25 protein-coding genes are annotated in these 24,793 nt (G+C 60.6%); 15 read left to right on the plus strand and 10 right to left on the minus strand.

The window, feature by feature from the left end; all coding sequences use genetic code 11:
• The first annotated feature begins 131 nt into the window (after positions 1-131).
• From tpiA to BSK43_RS20840, 3 genes are all read left to right on the plus strand, one after another.
• A complete protein-coding gene (tpiA, locus tag BSK43_RS20830) occupies positions 132-902 on the plus strand; it encodes a triose-phosphate isomerase (RefSeq protein WP_077471080.1) in 771 nt (256 codons plus the stop codon).
• A gap of 114 nt (positions 903-1,016) precedes the next feature.
• Complete coding sequence (gene secG, locus BSK43_RS20835; protein ID WP_077471081.1) at positions 1,017-1,547, plus strand: preprotein translocase subunit SecG; 531 nt, start codon at positions 1,017-1,019, stop codon at positions 1,545-1,547.
• Between the two features lie 143 nt (positions 1,548-1,690).
• Positions 1,691-3,319, plus strand: coding sequence for a CTP synthase (locus BSK43_RS20840; RefSeq protein ID WP_077471082.1), 1,629 nt, complete (start codon positions 1,691-1,693; stop codon positions 3,317-3,319).
• Here the strand turns inward: BSK43_RS20840 and ftrA are convergent.
• Positions 3,282-4,319, minus strand: a complete 1,038-nt coding sequence (gene ftrA / locus BSK43_RS20845; protein WP_077471083.1) for a transcriptional regulator FtrA — start codon at positions 4,317-4,319, stop codon at positions 3,282-3,284. The genes BSK43_RS20840 and ftrA overlap by 38 nt on opposite strands.
• A 64-nt stretch (positions 4,320-4,383) precedes the next feature.
• Between ftrA and BSK43_RS20850 the strand changes: the two genes are divergently transcribed.
• From BSK43_RS20850 to BSK43_RS20865, 4 genes are all read left to right on the plus strand, one after another.
• Positions 4,384-4,776, plus strand: a complete 393-nt coding sequence (locus BSK43_RS20850) for a rhodanese-like domain-containing protein (protein ID WP_077471084.1) — start codon at positions 4,384-4,386, stop codon at positions 4,774-4,776.
• A gap of 143 nt (positions 4,777-4,919) precedes the next feature.
• Positions 4,920-5,969, plus strand: coding sequence for a HoxN/HupN/NixA family nickel/cobalt transporter (locus BSK43_RS20855; RefSeq protein ID WP_077471085.1), 1,050 nt, complete (start codon positions 4,920-4,922; stop codon positions 5,967-5,969).
• An 85-nt stretch (positions 5,970-6,054) separates the two neighbouring features.
• Complete coding sequence (locus BSK43_RS20860) at positions 6,055-6,588, plus strand: FecR domain-containing protein (RefSeq protein ID WP_077471175.1); 534 nt, start codon at positions 6,055-6,057, stop codon at positions 6,586-6,588.
• A gap of 12 nt (positions 6,589-6,600) precedes the next feature.
• Positions 6,601-8,460 (plus strand): adenylate/guanylate cyclase domain-containing protein, encoded by a 1,860-nt coding sequence (locus tag BSK43_RS20865; protein WP_077471086.1) that lies wholly within the window; start codon positions 6,601-6,603, stop codon positions 8,458-8,460.
• Between the two features lie 27 nt (positions 8,461-8,487).
• Here BSK43_RS20865 and BSK43_RS20870 read toward each other — a convergent pair whose 3' ends face one another.
• On the minus strand, positions 8,488-9,087 hold the full coding sequence (locus BSK43_RS20870; RefSeq protein WP_077471087.1) for a LysE family translocator: 600 nt from the start codon (positions 9,085-9,087) through the stop codon (positions 8,488-8,490).
• 98 nt (positions 9,088-9,185) lie between these two features.
• Between BSK43_RS20870 and BSK43_RS20875 the strand changes: the two genes are divergently transcribed.
• The gene (locus BSK43_RS20875) at positions 9,186-10,061 is read left to right on the plus strand and encodes a LysR family transcriptional regulator (RefSeq protein ID WP_205910663.1); all 876 of its coding nucleotides are present in this window, start codon (positions 9,186-9,188) and stop codon (positions 10,059-10,061) included.
• 23 nt (positions 10,062-10,084) lie between these two features.
• On the opposite strand, the gene BSK43_RS20880 is transcribed toward BSK43_RS20875, so the two are convergent.
• Positions 10,085-11,173, minus strand: coding sequence for a citrate synthase/methylcitrate synthase (locus BSK43_RS20880; RefSeq protein WP_077471089.1), 1,089 nt, complete (start codon positions 11,171-11,173; stop codon positions 10,085-10,087).
• Positions 11,174-11,257: 84 nt separating this feature from the next.
• On the opposite strand from BSK43_RS20880, the gene BSK43_RS20885 reads away from it, so the two are divergent.
• Positions 11,258-12,391, plus strand: a complete 1,134-nt coding sequence (locus tag BSK43_RS20885) for a citrate synthase (protein WP_077471090.1) — start codon at positions 11,258-11,260, stop codon at positions 12,389-12,391.
• Positions 12,392-12,421: 30 nt separating this feature from the next.
• Here the strand turns inward: BSK43_RS20885 and BSK43_RS20890 are convergent, their stop codons facing one another.
• On the minus strand, positions 12,422-12,793 hold the full coding sequence (locus BSK43_RS20890; RefSeq protein WP_077471091.1) for a VOC family protein: 372 nt from the start codon (positions 12,791-12,793) through the stop codon (positions 12,422-12,424).
• A gap of 31 nt (positions 12,794-12,824) precedes the next feature.
• Entirely contained in the window at positions 12,825-13,820 is a 996-nt protein-coding gene (gene tehA / locus BSK43_RS20895) for a dicarboxylate transporter/tellurite-resistance protein TehA (RefSeq protein ID WP_077471092.1), read from the minus strand.
• A gap of 106 nt (positions 13,821-13,926) precedes the next feature.
• Here tehA and BSK43_RS20900 point away from each other — a divergent pair, with 106 nt between their 5' ends.
• Together BSK43_RS20900 and gnd are read left to right on the plus strand one after the other, a co-directional pair.
• Positions 13,927-14,169 carry a hypothetical protein gene (locus BSK43_RS20900; protein WP_136687142.1) on the plus strand — a complete coding sequence of 81 codons (243 nt, stop codon included), beginning with the start codon at positions 13,927-13,929 and terminating at the stop codon, positions 14,167-14,169.
• A 22-nt stretch (positions 14,170-14,191) separates the two neighbouring features.
• The gene (gnd, locus tag BSK43_RS20905) at positions 14,192-15,217 is read left to right on the plus strand and encodes a phosphogluconate dehydrogenase (NAD(+)-dependent, decarboxylating) (RefSeq protein ID WP_077471093.1); all 1,026 of its coding nucleotides are present in this window, start codon (positions 14,192-14,194) and stop codon (positions 15,215-15,217) included.
• A 65-nt stretch (positions 15,218-15,282) separates the two neighbouring features.
• On the opposite strand, the gene glp is transcribed toward gnd, so the two are convergent.
• From glp to BSK43_RS20930, 5 genes are read right to left on the minus strand one after another with little or no spacing between them, the layout of a single operon-like run.
• Positions 15,283-16,509, minus strand: coding sequence for a gephyrin-like molybdotransferase Glp (gene glp / locus BSK43_RS20910; protein ID WP_077471094.1), 1,227 nt, complete (start codon positions 16,507-16,509; stop codon positions 15,283-15,285).
• 4 nt (positions 16,510-16,513) lie between these two features.
• A complete protein-coding gene (moaC, locus tag BSK43_RS20915; RefSeq protein WP_077471095.1) occupies positions 16,514-17,008 on the minus strand; it encodes a cyclic pyranopterin monophosphate synthase MoaC in 495 nt (164 codons plus the stop codon).
• A gap of 1 nt (position 17,009) precedes the next feature.
• The gene (trpC, locus tag BSK43_RS20920; protein ID WP_077471096.1) at positions 17,010-17,825 is read right to left on the minus strand and encodes an indole-3-glycerol phosphate synthase TrpC; all 816 of its coding nucleotides are present in this window, start codon (positions 17,823-17,825) and stop codon (positions 17,010-17,012) included.
• A 12-nt stretch (positions 17,826-17,837) separates the two neighbouring features.
• Complete coding sequence (gene trpD, locus BSK43_RS20925) at positions 17,838-18,854, minus strand: anthranilate phosphoribosyltransferase (RefSeq protein WP_077471097.1); 1,017 nt, start codon at positions 18,852-18,854, stop codon at positions 17,838-17,840.
• A gap of 25 nt (positions 18,855-18,879) precedes the next feature.
• Positions 18,880-20,772 (minus strand): peptidylprolyl isomerase, encoded by a 1,893-nt coding sequence (locus BSK43_RS20930; protein ID WP_077471098.1) that lies wholly within the window; start codon positions 20,770-20,772, stop codon positions 18,880-18,882.
• A gap of 181 nt (positions 20,773-20,953) precedes the next feature.
• Between BSK43_RS20930 and BSK43_RS20935 the strand changes: the two genes are divergently transcribed.
• The 4 genes from BSK43_RS20935 (at position 20,954) to BSK43_RS20950 (ending at position 24,775) form a co-directional block, all read left to right on the plus strand.
• Positions 20,954-21,235 carry a hypothetical protein gene (locus BSK43_RS20935; RefSeq protein ID WP_077471099.1) on the plus strand — a complete coding sequence of 94 codons (282 nt, stop codon included), beginning with the start codon at positions 20,954-20,956 and terminating at the stop codon, positions 21,233-21,235.
• 316 nt (positions 21,236-21,551) lie between these two features.
• Positions 21,552-22,016, plus strand: a complete 465-nt coding sequence (locus BSK43_RS20940; RefSeq protein ID WP_077471100.1) for a MarR family transcriptional regulator — start codon at positions 21,552-21,554, stop codon at positions 22,014-22,016.
• Positions 22,009-23,238, plus strand: a complete 1,230-nt coding sequence (locus BSK43_RS20945) for an HlyD family secretion protein (protein ID WP_077471101.1) — start codon at positions 22,009-22,011, stop codon at positions 23,236-23,238. The genes BSK43_RS20940 and BSK43_RS20945 overlap by 8 nt, the downstream gene beginning before the upstream one ends.
• Positions 23,231-24,775 (plus strand): DHA2 family efflux MFS transporter permease subunit, encoded by a 1,545-nt coding sequence (locus tag BSK43_RS20950; protein ID WP_077471102.1) that lies wholly within the window; start codon positions 23,231-23,233, stop codon positions 24,773-24,775. The genes BSK43_RS20945 and BSK43_RS20950 overlap by 8 nt, the downstream gene beginning before the upstream one ends.
• Positions 24,776-24,793: the final 18 nt, after the last annotated feature.

The raw sequence follows: 24,793 nt of genomic DNA on the forward strand, positions 1-24,793 counted from the left end.
AGCCAATTCGACTTATTTTCCGGATAAGCATCTTTCAAACGATTTGAACCGGTTTCGACCCCTTTCCATAACTTTCCTTTCCCCCACAGTTTTGTTAGTCCGGCAGATGGATCAAGGGGGAGAAGTTCGGAATGACGAAGACTGTACGGCCGCTTCTGGCCGGAAACTGGAAGATGAACGGCACGCGGGCGAGCCTGGATCAGATCAAGGCGATCGCGGACGGCGTCAAGACGCCGCTATCGGAGAAAATCGATACGCTGCTTTGCCCTCCGGCCACCTTGCTCTATGTCGCGACGGCGCTCTGCGACGACAGCCCGCTGGCGATAGGCGCCCAGGATTGCCACCAGCAGGTCAGCGGCGCACATACCGGCGATATCTCGGCCGAGATGGTTGCGGATTGCTTCGGCACCCATGTGATCGTCGGCCATTCGGAGCGTCGCCGGAACCACGCGGAAAGCGACATGCTGGTGCGTGCCAAGGCGCATGCAGCCCATGAAGCGGGCTTGACGGCCATCATCTGCCTTGGCGAAACCGCCTATGAGCGCAACAGCGGCCAGACCCTGGATGTGCTGAAGCGCGAACTGGCCGGCTCCGTTCCGGACGACTCGACGGCAGAATCGACCGTCATCGCCTACGAGCCTGTATGGGCGATCGGCACCGGTCAGGTTCCGACCCGCGAAAATGTCGAGGAGGCCCATGGCTTCATCCGTTCCGAGCTTGTCGAGCGCTTCGGCAAGCAAGGCGCGAAAATGAGAATCCTCTACGGCGGATCGGTCAGCGGCGCCAATGCTCGCGATCTTCTTGATATTCCCAACGTCAATGGTTTGCTTGTTGGAGGTCAGAGCTTGAAAGCGGTCGATTTCCTCGCCATTTACGCTGCATTCGAACGGCAGTTTGCCTGAAGTACCCGCTTGTCCGGAATTCCGGCCTCAAAAGGGCTTGGAATAGGCGAGAGCCTCATGTAAAGAGCCGCGAGCTTTTCTTTTTGATGCCCGCATGCGGGCAGGACTGGACCTATGCAAACCGTACTGCTTGTCATCTATCTCATGATCGTTGTCGCCCTCATCGGCGTGGTGCTGATTCAGCGCTCCGAAGGCGGTGGCCTCGGCATCGGTGGCGGATCGGGCTTCATGTCCGCGCGTGGTACGGCCAATGCGCTGACGCGCACCACGGCCATCCTGGCGGCGCTGTTCTTCGTACTGGCGCTTGGCATGAATGTTCTGTCGCGCTTCGAATCACGCCCGACCGACATTCTGAACCGTATCCCGAGCACGGCGGGCCAGGGTAACGGCATTCTCGACTCGCTCGGCGGCCAGAAGGGTGCTGCTCCGGCTACGACTCAGCCGAAGCCAGCCGACAATAGCGGCGTTCCGAACAGCGGTGCCGTCGCTCCGCAGTCGCAGGCGACGCCGCCCGCAACGACGAACCAGCCGGCAGCTGCAACGGCCACGCAGCCGGCTCCGGCCGCTACCGGTCAGCAGACCGCGCCGGCGGCTACGACACCTGCGCCAGCCCAGAGCGGCGGCGAAGTCCCGACCGGCAAGTAAGCCAGGTCGGCCAAGATCATCCCCGGCAGGTCCTTGGATCTGCCGGTTTTGTTTTGTCGATATTCCGTCTTCTGTGTCCAAAATTCCGGAAACGAATTTTAGGGCTAGCGGAATCATTTGTTAAAAGGTATCCGGTGACTCCCATGGCGCGATATGTATTCATCACAGGCGGCGTGGTTTCTTCCCTCGGAAAAGGAATTGCGGCTGCGGCTCTCGGAGCGTTGTTGCAGGCTCGTGGTTATCGAGTTCGCCTGCGCAAACTCGACCCCTATCTGAACGTGGATCCGGGCACGATGAGCCCGACCCAGCACGGCGAGGTCTTCGTGACCGACGACGGTGCGGAAACCGACCTCGACCTTGGCCATTACGAGCGCTTTACCGGCCGCTCGGCCACCAAGACCGACAACATCACCACCGGTCGCATCTACAAGAACATCATCGACAAGGAACGCCGCGGCGACTATCTGGGCGCCACCGTTCAGGTCATTCCGCATGTGACCAACGAGATCAAGGATTTCGTCATCGAAGGCAATGACGAGTATGATTTCGTCATCTGCGAGATCGGCGGCACCGTTGGCGATATCGAAGCCATGCCGTTCATGGAAGCGATCCGCCAGCTCGGCAACGATTTGCCGCGCGGCACAGCGATCTACGTCCACCTGACGCTGATGCCTTATATTCCGGCCGCCGGCGAGCTGAAGACCAAGCCGACGCAGCATTCCGTCAAGGAACTGCAGGCACTCGGCATTCATCCCGATATCCTGCTCGTGCGAGCGGATCGCGAGATCCCGGAAGCCGAGCGTCGTAAGCTCTCGCTGTTCTGCAACGTCCGCCAGTCGGCTGTCATCCAGGCGCTCGACGTCGCAAACATCTATGACGTGCCGATGGCCTACCACAAGGAAGGCCTCGACAACGAAGTTCTGGCCGCCTTCGGCATCGAGCCGGCGCCGAAGCCGCGTCTCGATCAGTGGGAAGAAGTCTGCAATCGCATCCGTACGCCGGAAGGCGAGGTGACCATTGCCATCGTCGGCAAGTACACCGGCCTCAAGGACGCCTATAAGTCGCTGATCGAAGCGCTGCATCACGGCGGCATCGCCAACCGCGTCAAGGTCAATCTCGAATGGATCGAATCCGAGGTCTTCGAAAAGGAAGATCCGGCGCCCTATCTCGAGAAGGTTCACGGCATTCTCGTGCCCGGCGGCTTTGGCGAGCGCGGCTCGGAAGGCAAGATCCTTGCGGCCCGTTTCGCACGCGAACGCAAGGTGCCGTATTTCGGCATCTGCTTCGGCATGCAGATGGCTGTCATCGAAGCAGCCCGCAATCTGGCCGGTGTCGAACATGCCTCGTCGACGGAATTCGGACCGACCAAGGAGTCTGTCGTCGGCCTGATGACAGAATGGCTGAAGGGCAACGAGCTGCAGAAGCGCACCGCAGCCGGCGACCTCGGCGGCACCATGCGCCTCGGCGCCTACAAGGCGGCTCTCAAGAAGGGCACGAAGATTTCGGAGATCTATGGCTCGACCGATATCTCCGAGCGCCATCGTCACCGCTACGAAGTCAATGTCGACTACAAGGACAAGCTCGAAGACTGCGGTCTTGTCTTCTCCGGCATGTCACCGGACGGTATCCTGCCGGAGACGGTCGAATATCCGGATCATCCCTGGTTTATCGGCGTCCAGTATCACCCGGAACTCAAGTCCCGGCCGCTGGAACCGCATCCGCTGTTCTCGAGCTTCATCGAAGCTGCGACGGAACAGAGCCGGCTGGTCTGAGGATCGCAAATCGCTTGCGGTAGTCGCTCGGGCTGACCGCAAGCTTTTCCCTGAAATGATGGCGCATGGTGGCGAGCGATCCGAATCCGCTCGCCACAGCCACATCGTCAAGTGAAATAGCCGCCTGCTTCTCAAGCAGATCGCGAGCGCGTTTCAATCTCTCGGTCAGCAGCCATTCACCGGGCGACAGGCCGGTGGTCGCTTCGAAGCGACGCTGAAAGGTTCGCGTGCTCATGCCGGCTCGCTCTGCAAGCGCTGATATGGGCAGTTCTTCCTGCAGGCGTTCGCGCATCCATTCCAGCAGCGGCCCCAGCCGCGCACCTTCGCGCTGCTTCAGCACCGGAGCTTCGATATATTGCGCCTGGCCGCCTTCGCGATGTGGGGGCACCACCAGCCGGCGCGCGACGCTGTTGGCGACATCGGGTCCGAAATCCCCGCGTACGACATGCAGACAGAGATCGATGGCGGCTGCACTGCCGGCTGCGGTCAGCACACTGTTCTCATCGACATAGAGCACATCGGCATCGACAGTGATGTCAGGATAGCGTTCGGCGATCGAATCGACATAGCGCCAGTGTGTCGTGGCCTTGCGTCCGGCGAGAAGTCCCGACGCGGCAAGGACCGCGACGCCCGAGCAGAGCGACATGACACGGGCTCCCCGGCGGCTGGCCGCTTGCAACTCAGCAACAAGCGGGGCAGGGACAACCGTCCCGATCCCGCGCCAGCCCGGCACGATAATCAGGTCGGCCTCCGCCAGAACATCAAGTCCCCGATCGACCTGCACCGTGAGCCCGCCCGCAGCCCGCAAGGGGCCATCCTCGATGGCGCAGGCGGAAAAGCGATACCAGTCATCCCCCATCTCCGGTCGTGGCAAACCGAAGATTTCATAGGCGACGCCGAATTCGAAGGTGCAGAGCCCGTCATAGACAAGGGTAACGACATGTGGTCCGCGAAGATTTAGGAGATCAGAGTTTGGCATGATTTTGACGCTATATGGCATTTCGGCCAATTTCAACTGCCCGATGACTCAGGCATGAATGCAGCGAACCAAAGAAGGAGCGTTCATGTCCCTAGTCAGTGAAATCCCCGCCGCAGATCCGCAGCTCGTTGCCGAACATTATGCCCGCAGGCTCGCCTTCGAGACCGATTGCTCCGATGTGCAGCAAGCCATGACATCAGGCAACGCCGATTTCGTTCTAATCGACGTTCGCGGACCGGCCTTGTTTCAGGAACAGCATATTCCCGGCGCGATCAATCTGCCGCATGGCAAGATGACGGCGCGAAAGATGGCGGAATGGCCTGAGGATACACTGTTCGTGGTCTATTGCGCCGGGCCGCATTGCAATGGAACCGACAGGGCCGCCTTCCGCCTTGGCACGCTCGGCAAACGCGTGAAGGTGATGATCGGCGGCATTACCGGCTGGGCAGACGAGGGCCATCCCTTCGAAAGAGGATGATTGAGCAATGATGCAAGCCCGGCTTATGTCGGGCTTGCCCAATTTTGCAACAGCGCGAAAAACTTCGGCATCTACGTCATTTGACTGTCGCGTCCTCAGCGTTTCCGTGGCACCGTGCGAGTAAGCATAACGGGAACAAAAGTATGATCCTCAATCCATTTGACGATGGCGCCGAGCGGCCGAAAGCCAAGATCGCCCTCACTTTTGCACTTTTGATCATTTTCAACATTGTTGCCTGGGTCTGGGCGTGGGTCGCTTTTTCGGACAGGCCGTCGCTGCTTGGCATTGCATTTCTGGCCTATATGTTCGGCCTTCGCCATGCCTTCGACGCCGACCATATCGCCGCCATCGACAATGTCGTGCGCAAGCTCATCCAGGAAAAGAAGCAGCCCTATGCGGTCGGCTTCTTCTTCTCGCTAGGTCACTCCTCGATCGTGGTGATCGCCTCCATTCTGATTGCTGCAACGGCGGCCGCAATGCAGAGCCAGCTCGATTCGTTTCACGATGTCGGCGGCGTCATCGGCACCACCGTGTCGGCGGTCTTCCTGCTCCTGATCGGCATTGCCAACCTCTTCGTGCTAAAGGGCGTCTGGTCGGCCTTCAAGCGGGCGCGGAGAGGCGAGAGAATCGCCGATGAGGATCTGGATACGCTGCTTGCCGGTGGCGGCCTCCTGGCGCGCATCTTCCGGCCGATGTTCAAGGTCGTCACGCGCTCCTGGCACATGTATCCGATCGGCTTCCTCTTCGGCCTCGGCTTCGATACCGCAACCGAGATCGGGCTTCTCGGTATTTCCGCGGCGCAGGCTGCGCAGGGCATGTCCTTCTGGACGATCCTGATTTTCCCGGCGCTCTTCACCGCCGGCATGTCGCTGATGGATACGCTCGACAGCACACTGATGACCGGCGCCTATGGCTGGGCCTTCGTCAAGCCGATCCGCAAGCTCTGGTACAATCTGACGATCACCGCCGCTTCCGTCGTCGTCGCCATCTTCATCGGCGGCATAGAGGCGCTCGGGCTTATTTCGGACAAGCTCGGTCTCGAAGGCGGCTTCTGGCGCTTCATCGGCGAACTCAACGACAATCTCGCCAATTTCGGCTTCGCTGTCGTCGGTATTTTCCTGTTGAGCTGGCTGATTTCAACGGTGCTTTACAAGGCGCGGGGCTACGACAACTTGCAGATCAACCATCCCTGACGCATCATCACCGCCAAGTATCTGGAATGCCGTGACTGGACATCCTCGTCTTCGGCCCCAGTTATAGGTGATGAGGGCCAAAATGATGATTCAAATGAGTAATTTTCTCGGCGCGGCGCTGACGACGGGCCTTCTGTGCCTCGTCGGCGCCGGCACGGCTTCTGCCGAATCCGCCGGGAACTGCTCGCTTCAACCGACTGTCAGCACCGAACGCCAGACGTTGAATTGCCAGCCGGGGTTAAGCATCACCATCGAGCGCGGCGCACATTACCGGCTTGTGGACCGCAATCATGATGGACAGGTGGATGCGCTGGTGCTCAGCGGCAAGGCGGCCTTGGTTGATGTCGACAGCAGTCGCGTCAAAGGCGGATTCGAGGTGGTGACGCCGCAGGCAATCGCCGCCGTTCGTGGCACGCGGTGGGCGGTCGATGTGAAGGCCGGCAAGACATCCGTACTCGTCCTGCGCGGCCGTGTCGCGGTCAACAAAGTATCAACCGGGCAGGGCGTCACGCTCGGCCAGGGACAGGGCATCGATGCCGACAAGGGCCGCTCGCCGTTGCGTGTCATACCCTGGGCACCGCAGCGCATCAGCGCATTGATGACCCGTCTCGGCCAGTGAGACCCTGAGCCGATGCGCAGACCGCCGCTGCAGACGCTGATAGCGCTTGTCCTGACTGCTGTCTGGGGCCTTGGCCTCGGCATTATGAATCTGCATGGCGATATCCCGTTTGTCGATGGCGCCGAGGCGACCCTGACGAATCTGAGAGATACGATCGGCGGCAGCCGCCAACCTCCCGACATCGTCACCATCGTCGCCATTGACGATGAGACCTCGCGTGTGGCCGGACATTACCCGCTGCCCCGCGCCACGCTTGCCAAGGTGGTCGACGCCATCGCGGCACTGGGACCAAAGGCTATCGCGCTCGATATGCTCCTGGTCGACCCCGGTGACGAGGCCGGCGATGCGGCGCTGGAGCAATCGCTGAAGCGGACGAATGCCGTGCTGGCCGCCGCCGGCATTTTTCCCGAAAGCCGCCAGCGCGTTACCGATGACAGCAAGGAGCCTCTCGCCCGCGTGCCGAGCGCACTGCAATTTCTGGAGCCACAGGAGAGATTCGCGGGTGCCGCGAGCACCGGCGTCGTCAACGTACAGACCGACAAGACGGGAACGCCGCGATTCGTGCCGATGCTCTTTCGCAGCGGCGAACGCATCGAGCCATCGTTTTCAATGCGTGTCGTTTCAGCGGCCACTGGCGAACAGCCGGTCGTCATCTCGGACCGCATCAAGATCGGTGGCCACTCCGTCTACACCGATACCGGCTATCTGATGCCGCTTTCGTTTTATGGACCGCGCGGCACGATCCGCACCCTCAGCGCCAGTGCTGCGCTCAGCGGTCAACTGCCGGAAGCGGCAATCAGGGATCATATCGTCGTCATCGGTGCGACAGTGACCGGCGGCGGCGATGTCTTTCCGACGCCTTTCGATCCGGTATTGCCTGGTGTCGAAGTCATATCCACCTCGATCACACATCTGATCGCAAGAGACGGGCTCATCCGGGACCACGGCATCCGCTATATCGATCTCTATTTCGCTGTGGGCATGCCCCTCATCATCGTCGGCCTGCTTGCCTGGCGGCGCAACACCATCGGCTTGATCATGGCGCTTTGCGCCATCCTCGCCTGGCTGGGGATCAATATCAGTGCTTTCAAACACGGCTTCTGGCTAAGCGCTGCCCTGCCGATCGCGGCGACTGTACCTCCAGCACTGCTCTTCGGTGCGGCTCAGATCTGGCTCGGCCGCAGGCAGGCCGGGCGCCTCGCGGCGCAGAGCGAGCGGCTGCAGCGCATACAGGCACCGGGCCTGGCCGAACATCTGGCCCGCGACCCCGCCTTCCTTGCAGAACCCGTGCATCAGGAAGCGGCTGTGGTGTTTATCGATATCAATGGCTTTACCGGTCTCAGTGAAGCGATCGGCCCGACGGCCGTGCGGGAATTGTTGAACGGCTTCTTCCATCTTGTCGACGAGGAGGTGACGGCCAGCGGCGGCGCTATCACCAGCTTCATGGGTGACGGCGCGATGATCCTCTTTGGCCTGCCGCAACCGAAGCGAACCGATCCGGCCAATGCGGCGCGCTGCTGCATTCATCTCGCCGGTCGGATGAGAGGCTGGCTCGCAACGCTGCCCGAGGGGACGGCCTCCCGCATCGGCTTCAAGATCGGCGCGCATTTCGGCACCATCGTTGCCTCCAGGCTCGGCGATGGCGGGAGGCAGCAGATCACCGCGACGGGCGACACCGTCAATGTGGCAAGCCGCCTGATGGAAGTGGCTGCCAGCAACGGCGCGGAGATCGCCATCAGCGACGACCTCCTGCTTTCCGCCGGTAGCGATAGTGCTCCCTACATCGAAGGCAGGCTCGACGGCCCGATCGACACGAGCTTGCGCGGCCGCGCCGGGTCGCTGACCGTGTGGCTCTGGCACAGCCGGGTGTGATTGCAAACGATCTCGCCATTTCTGGCTTCAGCCGCGCCACATCGGGATAATGGATATCACCAGCAGGCAAGCGAGCGAGACATTGAGGACGCGCCATTGCCACGGCGCATTCAGTAGGCGGGCGAGCAACTGCCCCAGAGCACACCACAATGCCAGAGAGATGGCTGCCATCAGACAGAAGGTGGAGGCTAGCAGCATCGCGAGCATCAGCGGGCCACTTGCCAGCATGGCAAAGGAGGCGGCGGCACCCATCGTCATCGCCCAGCCCTTGGGATTGTGCCACAGCATCCAGATGCCAGCGACAAAGCCTGTCGGCTTCGCCATCTGATCGGCGTTATGCGGTTGACCGCTCTTGCCGATCCGTATCGCCAGCCAGACCAGATAGAGCGAGCCAAGCGTCTTCATGGCGATCTGCAATATCGGGAAAGCCAACAAGACACCGCCAAGTCCGGCGGCGGCCGCGCCGGCCATGGAGCCGAGGCCGAAGGCGAAACCTGCCATGACGGGGATCGACCGACGAAAACCGAAATGGGCGCCGGAAGCGGTCGCAAGCGTTGTCGCGCCGCCCGGCGTGATGGTCGAGACGAGCGCGAACAGAATCAGCGGCAACAGGGATTCAATGGTCATTTCGGCCTTTCTCCAATTCTGGAGAAGGGATAGGCACGCAACGCCCATCAATAAATCGAATATTGAAGGACATGAGCATTAGCATTTATAATGGATGGATGACCCGAAACTTCGATATCGCACTGATCAGAACTTTCCTCGCTGTTACCGATCAAGGCAGCATGACCGTTGCGGCCAATATGCTGCACATGACGCAAGGTGCCGTCAGTCAGCAGATCAAGAGGCTGGAGGAGATGCTGGGATCCACCTTGTTCGAGCGGGACAAGCGCGGCTTGCGGCTGACGGACGCCGGCGAGCGGCTGCTCGGAAATGCCCGCCGATTGCTGATGCTGAACGACGACATCTGGGCCGACATGACCGAGCGGACAGTTCAGGGAAGTGTGCGGCTCGGCGTTCCCTATGATCTGGTGGGCGCAACGCTGGCGCCGGTGCTGAAATCCTATGCCGAGCGCTATCCACAGGTGGAGATTTCTCTGGTTTGCGCCTCATCGCCGGAGCTGCTGGAGGAGTTGGAGAAGGGCGCTATCGACCTCTGCGTGGTCGAAGAGCCGTTCGGTTCCTCACAAGGCGAGTGTCTGGCTGTCGCGCGGCTGGTCTGGGTGGGGGCGAAAGGCGGAAACGCCTATCGCAAGATGCCGCTACCGATCTCGATGGTGGCCGATACCTGTGCTTTCCGCTCGTCCGTATTTGCGGCATTGAGCAGTGGTGGTCGGCGCTGGCGCACCGTGTTCGAGAACGGCAATATCGAGGCGACCACCGCGACCGTGCGTACTGATCTGGCGGTTACCGCCTGGCTGGCGTCTACTGTCCCTGCCGATCTCGATATTCTCTCGAGTGAAGAAGGGTTGCCGGAGCTGCCGGTTTTCGCGATCAATCTGCATTTGCCCAAGGGGAATGCCATACCGCCGGCGCAGGAGCTCGCCCGCCATATCCGCGAGGGATTGGTGCGGCCGCGCCAATCCGCGGCCGCCTGAGCATCGATTACCCCGGATAGGGTTTATGCGGCCTTCGGCAGGGGGCCAACATAGCGCGACTGCGGGCGGATGAGACGCCCGTCAAGCGTCTGTTCACGCGCATGGGCAATCCAGCCAACCGTACGTCCGATCGCAAAGACGCCGGTGAAGGAGTTTCGCGGAAAGCCAAGGGCGTCGAGCAGCAGGGCCGTGTAGTATTCAACATTGACGTCCAACGGGCGATCAGGCTTGCGCTCCTTGAGGAGAGCGAGTGCTGCAGCTTCAATCGCCTCCGCCAGCGCGATACGACCGGCATCCGCCTGGCCGCTGGCGAAAATCGGCTTCAGCGCGGTTTTCAACGCATCGGCACGCGGGTCGCGGACACGATAGATACGATGGCCGAAGCCCATCAGGCGCTCACCATGATCGAGCGCATTTGACAACCATTGACGCGCGTTCTCTGGCTTGCCGACGCCATCGAGCATATCGAGGACGGGGCCAGGGGCACCACCATGCAACGGACCCTTCAGGGCACTGATCGCTGCCAGCACGGAAGAGGTCAGGCCGGCATGGGTGGAGGCAATGACACGTGACGCGAATGTCGACGCGTTCAAACCATGATCGGAAATCGTCACGAGATAGGCGTCGAGCCCTGCTGTCTGCTCTGCTGTCGGTACACGACCACTCAGCATGCGCAGGATATCGGCCGACTGGGATAATGAGGCATCCGGTTTGATCGGCGTATCGCCCTTCTGCAGCCGCAACACCGCTGGGAGGAAGACGGCTGGTGCTGCCATCAGGTTGATGGCGCTCGCGAAATCCTCGCCGTCTGCGATTCGTGCCAGCAGCGCGCGCATCGCGTCCACTGGCGGCAAAGCGAGAAGCGTTGCATCGGCGGCCGCTACATGCGCGAAGAGCGCAACGCGGGCCGCGCCAAGCTGCTTCCGGATGGAGGCGGCATCGATATGTTCGTCGAACAGGCCATCGAGCAACAGCGACGCCACATCCTCGAAGCGGCTGGTTGCCACCAGATCATCGAGCGACACGCCGCGTATGATCAGACGACCGGCAGCGCCATCGACGTCGGACAGCTTGGTTTCTGCGGCAATGACATCTTCAAGACCACTTTTCATTACGGTTCTCCTTTGACTATCCGATTAGATCGGGTCTATTTTTGTTGACGTCAATCTTGATGCAATTGATCAATATGAGGACTTATGAGCTGGCTGACGGCGGAGCAGGCGCTGACCCTGCTGGGAACGAAATCGCAGACGCTGTACGCCAATGTCAGCCGCGGCCGCATTCGCGCCAAGCCGGATCCGGCGGATACCCGGCGCAGCCTCTATTTCACCGACGACGTAAAGCGGCTGGCGACCCGCCATGCCGGCCGGCGCAAGACGGAAGCGGTTGCCGCCGAGGCCATCCAATGGGGAGACCCGGTGCTGCCCTCGGCATTGTCCACGGTTTTCAACGGACGGCTTTTCTATCGCGGTCAAGATGCCGCCAAGCTTGCCGAGAGAGCGAGCCTCGAAGATGTCGCGCTATTGCTTTGGGACATGAAACGGCCGCTGTATCTGGAGGAAGGGGAGATGCGGCGAAAGCTTCCTTCCTTGAATGCTGCATTTTGCGCGCTTGCCGAGCGTACGACAAATGATCTGCCGTCACTCGGGCGTTCGCTTCCGGCCCTGCAAGGTGAGGCGGAAAGCGTGCTCGCAACCGTTGCAGATGCTCTGGCACCGGGATCTGCCGACAAACCACTGCATCAGCGTCTCGCCGTGGCCTGGGGTCGCCCGGATGCCGGTGACCTGATACGGCGCTGTCTGGTGCTGCTCGCGGACCATGAGCTGAACGCCTCGACATTCACCGCACGAATCACGGCTTCCGCCGGCGCGACCTTATCCGCCGCAGCCTTGTCCGGTCTTTCCACGCTGACCGGCCCGCTGCATGGCGGCGCGTGGCAAAGCGTGCGTTCCTTGATTGCCCGCGCCGCCACGATTGGCGCGGAGGAGGCGGTCCGCAGCTATCTCGCGGAAGGAAGGCCTTTACCTGCCTTCGGCCACCAGCTCTATCCTGATGTCGATATTCGTGCCGAGGCATTGCTGCGTTGCTTAACGCTGCCTCCACTGTTCGCAGAGGTTCGCGATGTCGGCGAACAGCTTGTCGGCGAACGCGTCAATGTTGACTTTGCGGTGACCGCGATGACGCATGCCTTTCACCTGCCTGAAGATGCGCCCTTGATCATCTTCGCGCTGGCGCGGACGGTAGGCTGGCTGGCTCATGCCATGGAACAAGCGACCAGCGGCCGCCTCATCCGGCCGCGAGCGCGCTATGTCGGGCCGCCGGTGCAGTGATCTTGCCCGCGCAAAAATCCAAGCATGCGGCTAAATCACCGAAAGGTGACATACCGCCTCGATATTGTGGCCATCGGGATCGAGGATGAAGGCGCCATAATAGTCGGGGTGGTAATGCGGACGAAGACCGGGCGGCCCGTTGTCGATGCCGCCTGCGGCAAGAGCTGCTTGGTGGAACCGGTCAACCGCCTCCCGGTTTTTCGCGACAAAGGCGATATGGGTGCCTGTCTGTGGGCCAGTGCGCTGGCCGATCCAAAAGAATGCCTTTGGCCTGATGCCGTAACCCGCGAAGGTTTCGCCTTCCGCATAGAGGTGTTCAATGCCGAGAATATGCAGAACCGCATCGTAAAAGATCCTCGATTTCTCGATATCCCGAACACCTATGGTCACATGATCCAGCATATTATCCTTCAATGCGTTGTCTGGGTTTCGTTTAACGCCGGCTGACGGCGCTGCTATCCGTGAACTCAGCCCATCCGATAACCAGCTTGCGATTGGCGATCAGCCATATTGTTGCCGCGGCGACCAGAATGACGACGATATTGGCTGCGATGAAGAGGACGGGCGCCAGTTTCACCATAGGACCGGTATCGCCGCGCTCGATCAGCCGCATCGGAGCCGTCGCCAGCGCCGTGGCACCGAAGGTGAAGGCCCAATAGCCCGGGCTGAAGGAATCTTTCATGAGCCACGGCAGAAGGCGAAGCAGGATCAGAGCCTGCAGCAGGCCGTAACCGATCATGGCGTGCACGAGCGTATCGGCCGGCCCTTGCATCACGCTCATATAGGCGAGGGCACCGACGGTTGGCGGCGCCAATTGAATGCCGAGCGTCGGCCGCAGCGGCGGAGGAAGCGCCGGTCCGGTCAAGAGACGATGCAACAGAGCCGATTCGATCGCGAGCCAGCTGAAGAAGCCGGCGCCAAAGAAAAGTTGCGCCCAATCGGGGAATCCGAGAGCTGCGCTGACAATGGCGGTAACGAAAAAGCCCGCACCACTCGGCAGGTAAAGTACGGCGGTCGTTGCTGCAATATCGCGTTCGCCATGCCAGAGGCCGCCTGTGCGCCAAACTGAAAACGCAAGCGTGAAGGCGGCGCCGACAAGAAAAATGGTTTCTGCGCCAATGCGTGAATAGGGCAATAGGCCGCCGGCTGTGAGCATTGTCGTCACGCCGAGGAGACCGATAAAGCAGCATTGGACCGGATGCGCCACTTCCTTGAGGGCTTCCTCACGAGCCATGATCCACTTCAACGAGAAAAGTACGATCAGCAGCAGCCAGACTGCGAAACTGACGAAGGTGAGTGTCTCGCCGACCATCGACGGCAGTTGCCATATGCGCGCTCCGACGCGCCAGGCATTGGCAAGCCCGGAAAGTCCCAAAACGATGCCAAAAAATGAGGCCGGAACGAGCGGCAGTTTCAGCGACGCAGACATATGACTCCTATGACGCTTGACGTTCAGCGTCTTAGATAGAGAACGATGCAAAGAATCCCGGGATCGATAATAAGCAGCTCAACGTTACATCGAAACATGATGAGCGATGAAAACTATTTTTCAGCTGGTGGACACGGATTCCAGAACTCCGATAGCTCCCGTGAAATACCGCTTTCATCAGCACGGACAAAGGGCGATTATAGTGGCAAACGGCATGCTCTTGCATGCGCCATCACAGATGCGTGAACACAGCCAATTTTCACCGCTCTCCGGCCTGCGCATGGCTCGCCCGTCATTTGTTCATTGGAAAATATTGCGAAATGTCTTTATTGAGATTCAAAACGATTAAAACCGTCCTAGGAGACTGACATATGCAAATCGGAATGATTGGCCTTGGCCGCATGGGCAACAACATGGTGCAGCGCCTGATGAAGGGCGGTCACACCGCGGTTGTTTTCGATGCACGTCCGGAAAGCATCGCAGGCCTCGAGCAGCTCGGCGCCACCGGCAGCAAGTCACTCGAGGATTTCGTATCGAAGCTCGCCAAGCCGCGTGTCGTCTGGCTGATGCTGCCGGCTGCGATCGTCGACCAGGAACTGGCATCGATCGTTCCGCTGTTGGAAGAAGGCGACATCGTCATCGACGGCGGCAACTCCTATTACCATGACGATATCCGCCGCGCCGAGGAGCTGAAGTCCAAGGGCATTCATTATGCCGATGTTGGCACCAGCGGCGGCGTTTTCGGCCTGCAGCGCGGCTATTGCCTGATGATCGGCGGCGAGAAGGAAGTCGTCGAGCATCTATCGCCGATTTTCGCGACGCTGGCGCCTGGCGTCGGCGACGTTGCCGCTTCGCCGATGCGCTCCGAAGAAGCCGCCAAGAAGAGCACCGCCGAGCAGGGCTATCTGCATTGCGGCCCGTCGGGTGCTGGGCACTTCGTCAAGATGGTTCATAACGGCATCGAATACGGCCTGATGGCTGCCTATGCCGAAGGCCTGAATGTGCTGCGCCACGCCAATGTCGGCAAGCTGGATGCCGAGAAGGATGCCGAAACGGCGCCGATCGCCCATCCGCAATATTATCAGTACGATCTCGACATCGCCGAAATCAGCGAAGTCTGGCGTCGTGGCAGCGTCATCACCTCCTGGCTGCTCGACCTCACCGCCGACGCCTTGCATGGCGACGCCGCCCTGTCGCAATATGCCGGCCGCGTTTCGGACTCGGGCGAAGGCCGCTGGACGATCTCGGCCGCAATCGACGAAGGCGTGCCGACGCCGGTGCTGAGCGCCGCCCTTTACGGCCGCTTCGCTTCGCGCGGCAACGACGATTACGCCAACAAGGTTCTCTCCGCGATGCGCGCCGGCTTCGGCGGCCATCACGAGAAGCCCGTCAAGTAATCTGCTCGCAGATTTGATGAATATGGGCCGGGAGGATCAAATCTCCCGGCTTTTCCTTGTCTGGCTCAGCCCAGCAGGTCTGGCCGCAAGAGTATGACTTGAGTCGGCGAACCCGCCTCAAGTGCCGGCGCGTGCACCGGGCGCACCACAAGGCAATCGGCGCGCGAGAAGATCTTCATCATCGAGGAATCCTGCTTCGAGAAAGGCTTGGCCAGCCAGTCGCCGTCGGCAGCCTTCGTCAACGTCGCGCGCACGTAATCCTGACGCTGATCGTTCGCTGCAAATGGGATGGCGGCCCGCGCGACGCTCTCGCGTTTTACCGGCGGCAGGGATGCGAGCTTGCGGATGAGGGGTTCCAGGAACAACACGCCGCACACAAGGCTGGAGACAGGGTTGCCGGGCAGGCCGAGAACATGGGTTTCGCCAAGACTGCCTACCATTAGCGGCTTGCCGGGCCGCATGGCGATTCGCCAGAAATCCAGCTGCATGCCGGCGGCAATCAAGGTCGCCTGCACCAGATCATGATCGCCGACCGAGGCGCCGCCTAGCGTGACGATGATATCGGCCTTTGCCACCTGAGCGCGGCCGATCGCAGCGGTGATTTCATCACTATTGTCGGGGACGATACCGAGATCGAGCACATGGGCGCCGGCGCTGCGCGCGAGTGCAGCGATACCAAAGGTGTTCGATGCAATGATCTGCGAGGGACCAGGTAGGCTGCCCGGCACCACCAGCTCGTCGCCTGTTGCAAGGATGGCGACCAGAGGCCGGCGATAAACGTCCAACGCCGGATGGTTCATGCCGGCGGCGACCGTCAGCCGCGAGAAATCCATCACTGTGCCCACAGGCAGCACGACTTCGCCCTCGATGAAATCCTGGCCGCGCGGGCGTATGTGTTGTCCTTTGCGCAGGGCATAGGTGGTGCGAATACGATCGCCTTCCAGACGTTCCGCATCCTCCTGCAGGAGCACCGAATCGACTCCGGCCGGAACCGGTGCGCCGGTAAAAATGCGGACAGTCTCGCCCTTGCCTAAAGTACCCTCGAAGGCGTGGCCTGCGGCGGACGCACCAATCAACTGAAGCTCGGAGCCGGGCGTTGCCGCATCCTCGAAACGCAGGGCATAGCCATCCATGGCCGAAGCGTCGAAGGGCGGTTGTGTCAGGCGAGCCGCCAGATCCTTGGCCAGCACCCTGCCTTCCGCCATATCGAGCGGAACACTTTCGATACGATGAAGTGGTGTAGCACTATTCAGCAGGCGCGCTTGTGCTTCGGCGACAGGTAACAGGCTCATGGCATCAGGCCCCCGGATAGCGGAAATCCCCGGATTTGCCGCCGGATTTCTCCAATAGCGTTATGCCGCCGATTTCCATACTGCGGTCGGCGGCCTTGGCCATATCGTAGATCGTCAGGCAGGCGACAGAGACCGCCGTCAGCGCCTCCATCTCGACGCCGGTGCGACCGGTAAGCTTTGCCGTCGCGGTCACGCGCAGGCCGGGCAGGGCGGTATCTTCGACGATGTCGACCGCCACCTTCGTCAGCATGAGCGGATGGCATAGCGGGATGAGATTGGATGTCTGCTTGGCCGCCATGATGCCGGCGAGCCGCGCGGTGCCGATGACATCGCCCTTCTTGGCGTTGCCATCGCGAATCAGTGCCAGCGTTTCCGGCTTCATCCTGACATAGCCACCAGCCGTGGCGCTGCGCGCCGTTTCGGCCTTGTCGCCGACATCGACCATATGCGCTTCGCCTGACGCGTCGATATGGGTGAGGCCGGATTTTGCGGTGCTCATTTCACTCGGCCGCCAGAATGCCGGCTTCGCCGTTCAACAGCAACCGTGTCGCTGCCATCACGTCGTCCTTGCGCATCAGGCTTTCGCCGACGAGGAAGGTGGTGATACCGACGGCTTCAAGACGCTTGCAATCGGCATGGGTGAAAACGCCGCTTTCGCCGACCAGCAACCGTCCCTCCGGCACCATGGCCGACAAGGTTTCACTGACCGTGAGGCTGACTTCAAAGGTGCGCAGATTGCGGTTGTTGATGCCGATCAATGGCGAGGACAGCTTCAGCGCTCGCTCCATCTCTTCGGCATCGTGAACCTCGACCAGCACATCCATGCCGAGGCCAAAGGCTTCATCCTCAAGGCGTTGCGCGTCGTCGTCGGAAAGCGAGGCCATGATCAGCAGAATGCAGTCTGCGCCCCAGGCGCGGGCTTCCTGCACCTGATAGGTCTCGAACATGAAATCCTTGCGCAGCGCCGGCAGGGAGCAGGCGGCACGGGCCGATGTCAGGAATTCAGGCGCGCCCTGGAAGCTTGGCGTATCGGTCAGCACCGAGAGGCAGGCAGCACCGCCGGCCTCATACGCCTTTGCAAGCGCCGGCGGATCGAAATCGGGGCGAATAAGGCCCTTCGACGGGCTTGCCTTCTTGATTTCGGCAATCAGACCGAAAATCCCGGCATTCTTCTTTGCGAGCAGCGCCTTGTGGAAGCCGCGCGGTGCGGACTGGCCGGCCTGCATGGCCTTGAGGTCGGCAAGGGAAACCTTGGCCTTGGCGGCGGCGATTTCCTCGCGCTTGTAGGTTTCGATTTTCTGAAGGATATCGGTCATGATGTCCTGAACCTATTCTTCCTCGTTGGAGACGGCGATCAGCTTTTCCAAGGCGACAGCGGTCGCACCGCTATCAAGCGACTGGGCTGCGAGCCTCATGCCATCATGGAGCGTTTCCGCCTTGCCGGCAATGACAAGCGATGCGGCTGCATTGGCCAGCGCAATGTCGCGATAGGCATTCTTCTCGCCTCTGAGCACAGTGCGCAACGCCGCCGCATTGGCAACGCCATCGCCGCCCTTGAGGTCAGCAAGATCGGCATGCTGCAGGCCGAAATCCGATGGTGTCAGTTCGAAGGTGCGGATCTTGCCGTTTTCAAGTGCTGCAACGGAGGTGGTGCCGGTGGTCGTGATCTCGTCGAGACCTTCACCGTGTACGACCCAGACGCTTTCGGCATTCAGGTCCTTCAGCACTTCGGCGAGCGGAACGACCCATTGCGGCGCAAAGACGCCCAGCAGCTGACGACGGGCGCCAGCGGGGTTCGACAACGGCCCCAGCAGATTGAAGATCGTGCGCGTGCCGAGCTCGACGCGGGAAGGGCCGACGTGGCGCATCGACGAATGATGCAATTGCGCGAACATGAAACCGATGCCGGCCTCGCGAATGCAGCGGGCGATGACATCAGGACCGATATCAAGCTTGATGCCCAATACCGATTGCGTGTCGGCGGTGCCGGCCTTGGAACTCTGTGCGCGATTGCCGTGCTTTGCCACCGGGACGCCTGCGCCGGCAACGATGAAGGCTGCCAGCGTGGAAATATTGTAGGTGCCGAAACCGTCACCACCCGTACCGACGATGTCGATAGCATCGGCAGGCGCGTCAACCGGCAGCATCTTCGCGCGCATCGTTGTGACCGCGCCGACGATCTCGTCGACCGTCTCGCCGCGCACGCGCAGCGCCATCAGGAAGGCGCCGATCTGTGACGGTGTCGCTTCGCCCGACATCAGGATCTCGAATGCCTGGCGGGCTTCATCCCGCGTCAGCGCCTCGCGATTGGCGACCTTGGCAAGGAAAGGCTTCAATTCAGCCATTGACTATCCATCCTCCCGACCGGGCCTAGCGGGACATCGCCTGTTCGGCGAGGCTCTGGTTGACCGTGACGGCATATTTGGATTGCAGCTGGTTGACCATCTGATCGAGGATATCGTCGCCGGCGGCATTGGCGATCTGAGCGATCTGCTGATCGTCATTGCTCAATGCATCCGTCGTCGGGCTATCGTTGACATCGGTAACCTTGAGCAGGATCTGCGTCGTGTCGTCAGCGCCAACGGCGTTGGCAGCCGTATCGACCGGGCCGGAGAAGGCAGCGGCGATACCGCCACGACCCAGAACCGGATCATCGGTAGAGCGGAGGACATTGCTCTTGCTTTCGACAGCGATGCCGAGCGGTGCGGCGATATCGGCAAGCGACTTGCCCTTCTGCGCTTCCTGCTTCAGCTCGGTGGCCTTGGCGGCCAGCGCAATCTTCTGCTGCTCGGCGGTCCAATCGGCGACAGCCTTCTCGCGGACGTCGGCGAGCGCGCGATCGTGATCAGGCGTGATGCCCAATATGTCGTACCAGATATAACCATCATTGCCGACGGTCAGCGGCGCAGGATTGCCGCCCTGATCGGCCTTGAAGACCTCCGAAAGCAGCTGCTGGCGAACCGGCAGGTCCTTGATGTCGTTGCCGCTCTGGTCGAGGCCTGTCGCATCGATCGCATCGATCGTCACAAGCTTCAGCTTGAGCTGCGCTGCTGCTTCCTGCAACGAGGCGCCGGAGCCGCGCAGATCCTCGAACTTATCGTGGACGCTGGTGATTTCGGTGGCGGCGTTGCTGAGCGCGATCTGCTTGCGGATGTCTTCCTTAACGTCGTCGAAGTTCTTCGCCGTTTCATTCTTCACGTTTGTCACGCGCAGAATGACGGGGCCGAAAGAGCCATCGACGACAGGCGTCGTACCGCCATCCTTGGTGACGCTAAAGGCGGCATCGGCAATCGTCTTGTCAGGAACCTGATCCTTGGTGAAGTTGCCCAGCAGAACGTCTGCCGGCTTCTTGCCCTGATCGGAGACCAGCTGGTCGAAGGTGGTGCCTGTCTTCAGCGCATCCGAGGCTGCATTGGCAAGATCCTTGTTGGCGAAGGTCAGCTGTTCGATCGTCCGCGTCGCCGGGGTCGTGAAGCTGTCCTTGCGCTTGTCGTATTGGGCACGCAGCTCATCATCGGAAACGCTTGCCGGATCGGCCAGATCCTCGGCCTGCAGCTTCACATATGCGAACTTGCGATATTCCGGAGCACGATATCTGGACTTGACGCCATCGAACCACTTGGACAGCACATCGTCAGCCGGAGCCTTGACGGGATCAATGTTGGCGTTGGTCAGCAGCAGGTAGTCGATGCTGCGGCTCTCGTCGTGATATTGCTTGACGGCATCGACCAGCACCTTCGGTGCAACAAAGCCATTGGACACCGCTTCAACGATCTGGCTACGGACCGCGACCTTGCTGCGTTCCTTGATGTAATCGTCCGGCGTAATGCTGCTGTTGCGCAAAAGCAGCTCGAACTTCTGGCGATCGAAAGCGCCGTTCGGCGCCTTGAATGCCGGATCGTCGCCAATGAGCTTGGCGAGACGATCCTGCGAAAGGCCGAGGTTCATGTCGGCAGCAAGCTGATCGAGCGAGGCGCCTGCAACGAGCTGTGCAACCGTCTGCTGCCCGATGCCGAAGGCCCGCGCCTGTTCCGGAGTGATCTGCATGCGCAATTGCTGGCTGATTGCCTGAATCTGACGGCGATAGGCGAGGCGGAATTCATTGGTATCGATATGCTGATCGCCGACGGTCACCACGGTATTGCTGTTACCGCCTGTTATCAACGAGCGCTCGACGCCCCATACGCCGAAGGCTGCCGCCAGAAGAAGTAGCAAACCCTTGGCAACCCAAGTCTGGGCGATTTTTCTCAGCACGTCGAACATCGGAAAGCAAACCTCGTCATCATCACGTCTTCGCCCGCAGGCGAAACAATCGACGTTCCTTAGAACAATCCGAACCGGAATTGAAGAGCCAGGGGGGAAATCACCGAACTCGGCGCGAAAGTGCCGGAACCTTTGATCCGGAATGACGTTTTGTTGAACAAGAAAACACTAGGAGCTCACGATGGCAGAGACGAAATCAGCTTCCAACCAGTCTTCTTCGGCGCGCGCGCAGACCGAAACGGCGATGGAGGATCTAGCCGCACAGGTCGCTGCATTGCGCGAAGATCTGACAAGGCTGTCACAGAGTGCGGCCGCAGTCGGGCAGGGAGCAAAGTCGGTCGTCGCGGAAGAAGCCCAGGAGATCACAGAGCAGTTGCGCGAAAGAGTTCGCCAAGATCCGATCTTCATGGTCGCCGCCGCCGCAGGCATCGGCTACCTGATCGGACTTCTAAGCCGACGCTAGCTTCAACGCCGAACTCTCGAGGGTAGGAAGCAGCCCCACGCTTCCAATCCCGTTTGTGAAACTGCCGAAAAGGCGCGGACAAATCGTCCGCGCCTTTTCAATTATGCGGTGCTCTTAGCGATGAGTCCGTCCCATTTGACGTTGTGTTTTTCGGCGAGAAATGGGCGCGCGGATCGACTGCGACATCTTTGCGACACCCCTGCGACATCTTCGACCATCGCCACTTCTTGAGCGCTCGCCCTCTTGTATCGAGTGGACGCTTACTATACGTAGCAGTAATTATAAGGTTGCTTATGAATAGCAGGCTTGCTATAAAATGAACTCGACACCTACTCTCGGCTTTCTCCTTCATGACGTTGCCCGGCTTCTTAGAAAGAGGTTCGAGCAGCGCGCAAAGGATTTGGGGCTCACGCGTTCGCAGTGGCAGACGCTGGCCTATCTCGCAAACAACGAAGGTATCCATCAGGCCGGATTGGCGGAAATCCTGGAGATCGAACCGATCACCCTGGTCCGCATCCTGGACAAGCTGAGCGAACGCGGTTTCGTGGAGCGCCGGCAGCATCCCAGCGATCGACGCAGCTGGCTCCTCTACATGCGCGACGAGGCTCGGCCGCTGATGGACACGATGCGCAGCATAGGCGACCAGACCCGCAGGGAGGCGCTCGACGGAGTGCCCCAGGAGGATCACGAACGCCTCTATGAATTGCTTACCCTTATGAAATCGAACCTGCTCAACGCCTGCCGCTCGAAGGCAGTCGACAAAGAGATCCAACATGGCTGACGCATCCTCTCCGCTTCGCGTACCCGCAAACGCAAATTCCTCGGACCAAATTCAAGCTCCCACCGCCGAGGCGCCGTCTTCGAACCCGGCGCCACAGCCGGCGACGACAGTCGCCGCGGCGGCTCCAGTCACGCCTCCTGAAACGCCGCGCAAACGACGCAGCCCGACGCGGCCGATCCTGTTCGCTCTGCTGCCGGTCGCACTCGTTATCGGTGGCTATTATTACGTTACCGGCGGACAGATCATGTCCACGGACAATGCCTATATCCAGGCAGACATGGTCGGCGTTTCCACCGACGTTTCCGGCACGGTGATTTCGGTCGACGTGCACGAGAACGAAGTGGTGAAGAAAGGGCAGGTGCTTTTCCGCCTCAAGCCCGATTCGTTCCGTATCGCGCTGGAAGGCGCGCAGGCGCAGCTGGGCAACGCCAGAAACCAGATCCTGAACCTGCAGGCGAGCTACAAGCAATCCGTAGCCGAGATCGCGCAGGCGCAGGCCGACATCCCTTACTACCAGACAGAGCTTGAGCGGCAGCAGAACCTGATCAACAGCTCGGTCGCCTCGAAGGCAGCCTTTGACCAGGCCAAGCAAAATCTCACTGCTGCCCAGCAGAAGGTCACGGTTGCGCAGGCGCAGGCTGCCGCGACACTCGCGCAGTTGGGCGGCGATGGCACGGCCGATCTGCCTCCGGAACAGAACCCGCTCTACCTGCAGGCCAAGGCTGCGGTCGACAATGCACAGCGCGAGCTGGACGACACGGTGGTGCGGGCGCCCTTTGACGGCGTCACCGCCAACGTCCCCTCGCTGCAGGTCGGTGCCTATCTGACGGCGGCGCAGCAAGGCTTTTCGCTGGTATCGACCACGCATATGTGGATCAACGCCAGCCCGAAGGAAACCGAGCTGACTTATGTGCGGACCGGCCAGAAGGTCGACATCTCCGTCGATGCCTATCCGGGCGTAACCTGGAAGGGCACTGTCGCCAGTATCGCGCCGGCATCCGGCTCCAGCTTCTCGCTGCTGCCCGCACAGAACACGACCGGCAACTGGGTCAAGGTCGTGCAGCGCATCCCGATGATCATCAATATCGACGATACGCAGGGCAAGCCGCCGCTGCGCGTCGGAATGAGCGTCGTCGCTGGTGTCGACACCGGCCATGCCCGCGGCCTGCCCGATTTCATCAGCAATCTGCTGGGCCATTCCCGCGGTCAGGACCATGAGTAACGCTACCACCGCTTCGCCATCGGCGCCGATCGCCAATCGTGGCGCGATCACCGCCTGCGTGATCCTGTCCGTCATCATGCAGGCGTTGGACACCACCATCGCCAACGTTGCCCTGCCGCATATCCAGGGCGACGTTTCGGCCAGCGCCGACCAGATCAACTGGGTGCTGACCTCCTACATCGTCGCTGCAGCCATCATGACGCCGCCGTCCGGTTTCCTCTCGGCGAAGTTTGGCCGCAAGCGCGTGCTGCTGGTGGCGATAGCCGGGTTTGTCGCGGCTTCCGTCCTGTGCGGTCTCTCGGAATCCTTGAACCAGATCGTTGGATTCCGCCTGTTGCAAGGCCTTTTCGGCGCTGCCCTGGTGCCGCTGTCGCAGGGCATTCTTCTCGATATCTACAATGTCGAGGAGCGCGGCCGCGCGATGGCATTGTTTGGCGTCTCGGTCATGGTCGGTCCCGTGCTGGGGCCCGTGATCGGCGGCTGGCTGACGGACAACATCAGCTGGCGCTGGGTGTTTTACATCAACGTGCCGATCGGCGCGCTCGCCTTCTTCGGTATCGTCGTCTACGTGACCGAAACCAAGCTCGATGCTCTCGCCAAGCTGGATCTGTTCGGCTTCGGCATGCTGTCGATCGCCATTGCCGCGCTACAGCTCTTTCTCGATCGCGGCGAACAGCTGGACTGGTTCTATTCGAGCGAGATCATCATTGAGGCGCTCGTTTGCGTCTGCGCCTTCTATCTTTTTATCGTGCATACGTTCACGGCCGAACGAAGTTTCGTCAATCCGAGGCTGTTTCTCGACCAGAATTTTGCCGTCAGCATGCTGTTCATCTTCATCGTCGGTGTGACCTATCTGGCTTCGCTCGCCCTGATGACACCCTATCTGCAGACGCTGATGGGCTATCCCGTGGTCACTGCCGGCATCGTCATGGGGCCGCGCGGTCTCGGCACGATGTTCTGCATGTTCCTTGTGGGACGGCTGATCGGCAAGGTAGATACGCGCTTCCTGCTGTTCATCGGTCTCGCCCTGACCGCATGGGCCATGTACGACATGACCGGCTGGACGCCCGAGGTTTCGCAATGGACGCTGATCTCGGTCGGCTTCGTTCAGGGTGCCGGCCTTGGCTTCCTCTTCGTACCGCTGACGACGATCGCCTTCGCGACGTTGCCGGCACAGATGCGCGGCGAGGGCACTGGCCTTTACAATCTCTCGCGTAATATCGGCTCGAGCGTCGGGATTTCCGTCGTCTCGATGCTGATTACGGAGAACACGCAGGTCAACCACGCGAATATTGCCGCCTATGTGACGCCATTCAACCGTTACTTCGACGCGACGGCTGCCCAGGGTATCAGTCCGCTGACGGCTGTCGGACGCGCCACGCTTGACGGCATGATCACCACGCAGGCGACCATCATCGCCTATATCGACGACTTCAAGCTGCTGATGCTGATGTCGATCTGCGCCATACCGCTGCTGGTTCTCTTGCGCAAACCAAAGGCACCGCCGGTCGTCGATCATAGCGTCGCCATGGAATAGCCGCGCAGTCTTTCCAGT

The sequence above is a fragment of the Rhizobium sp. P44RR-XXIV genome (assembly GCF_001999485.2).
Lineage (GTDB): Bacteria > Pseudomonadota > Alphaproteobacteria > Rhizobiales > Rhizobiaceae > Rhizobium.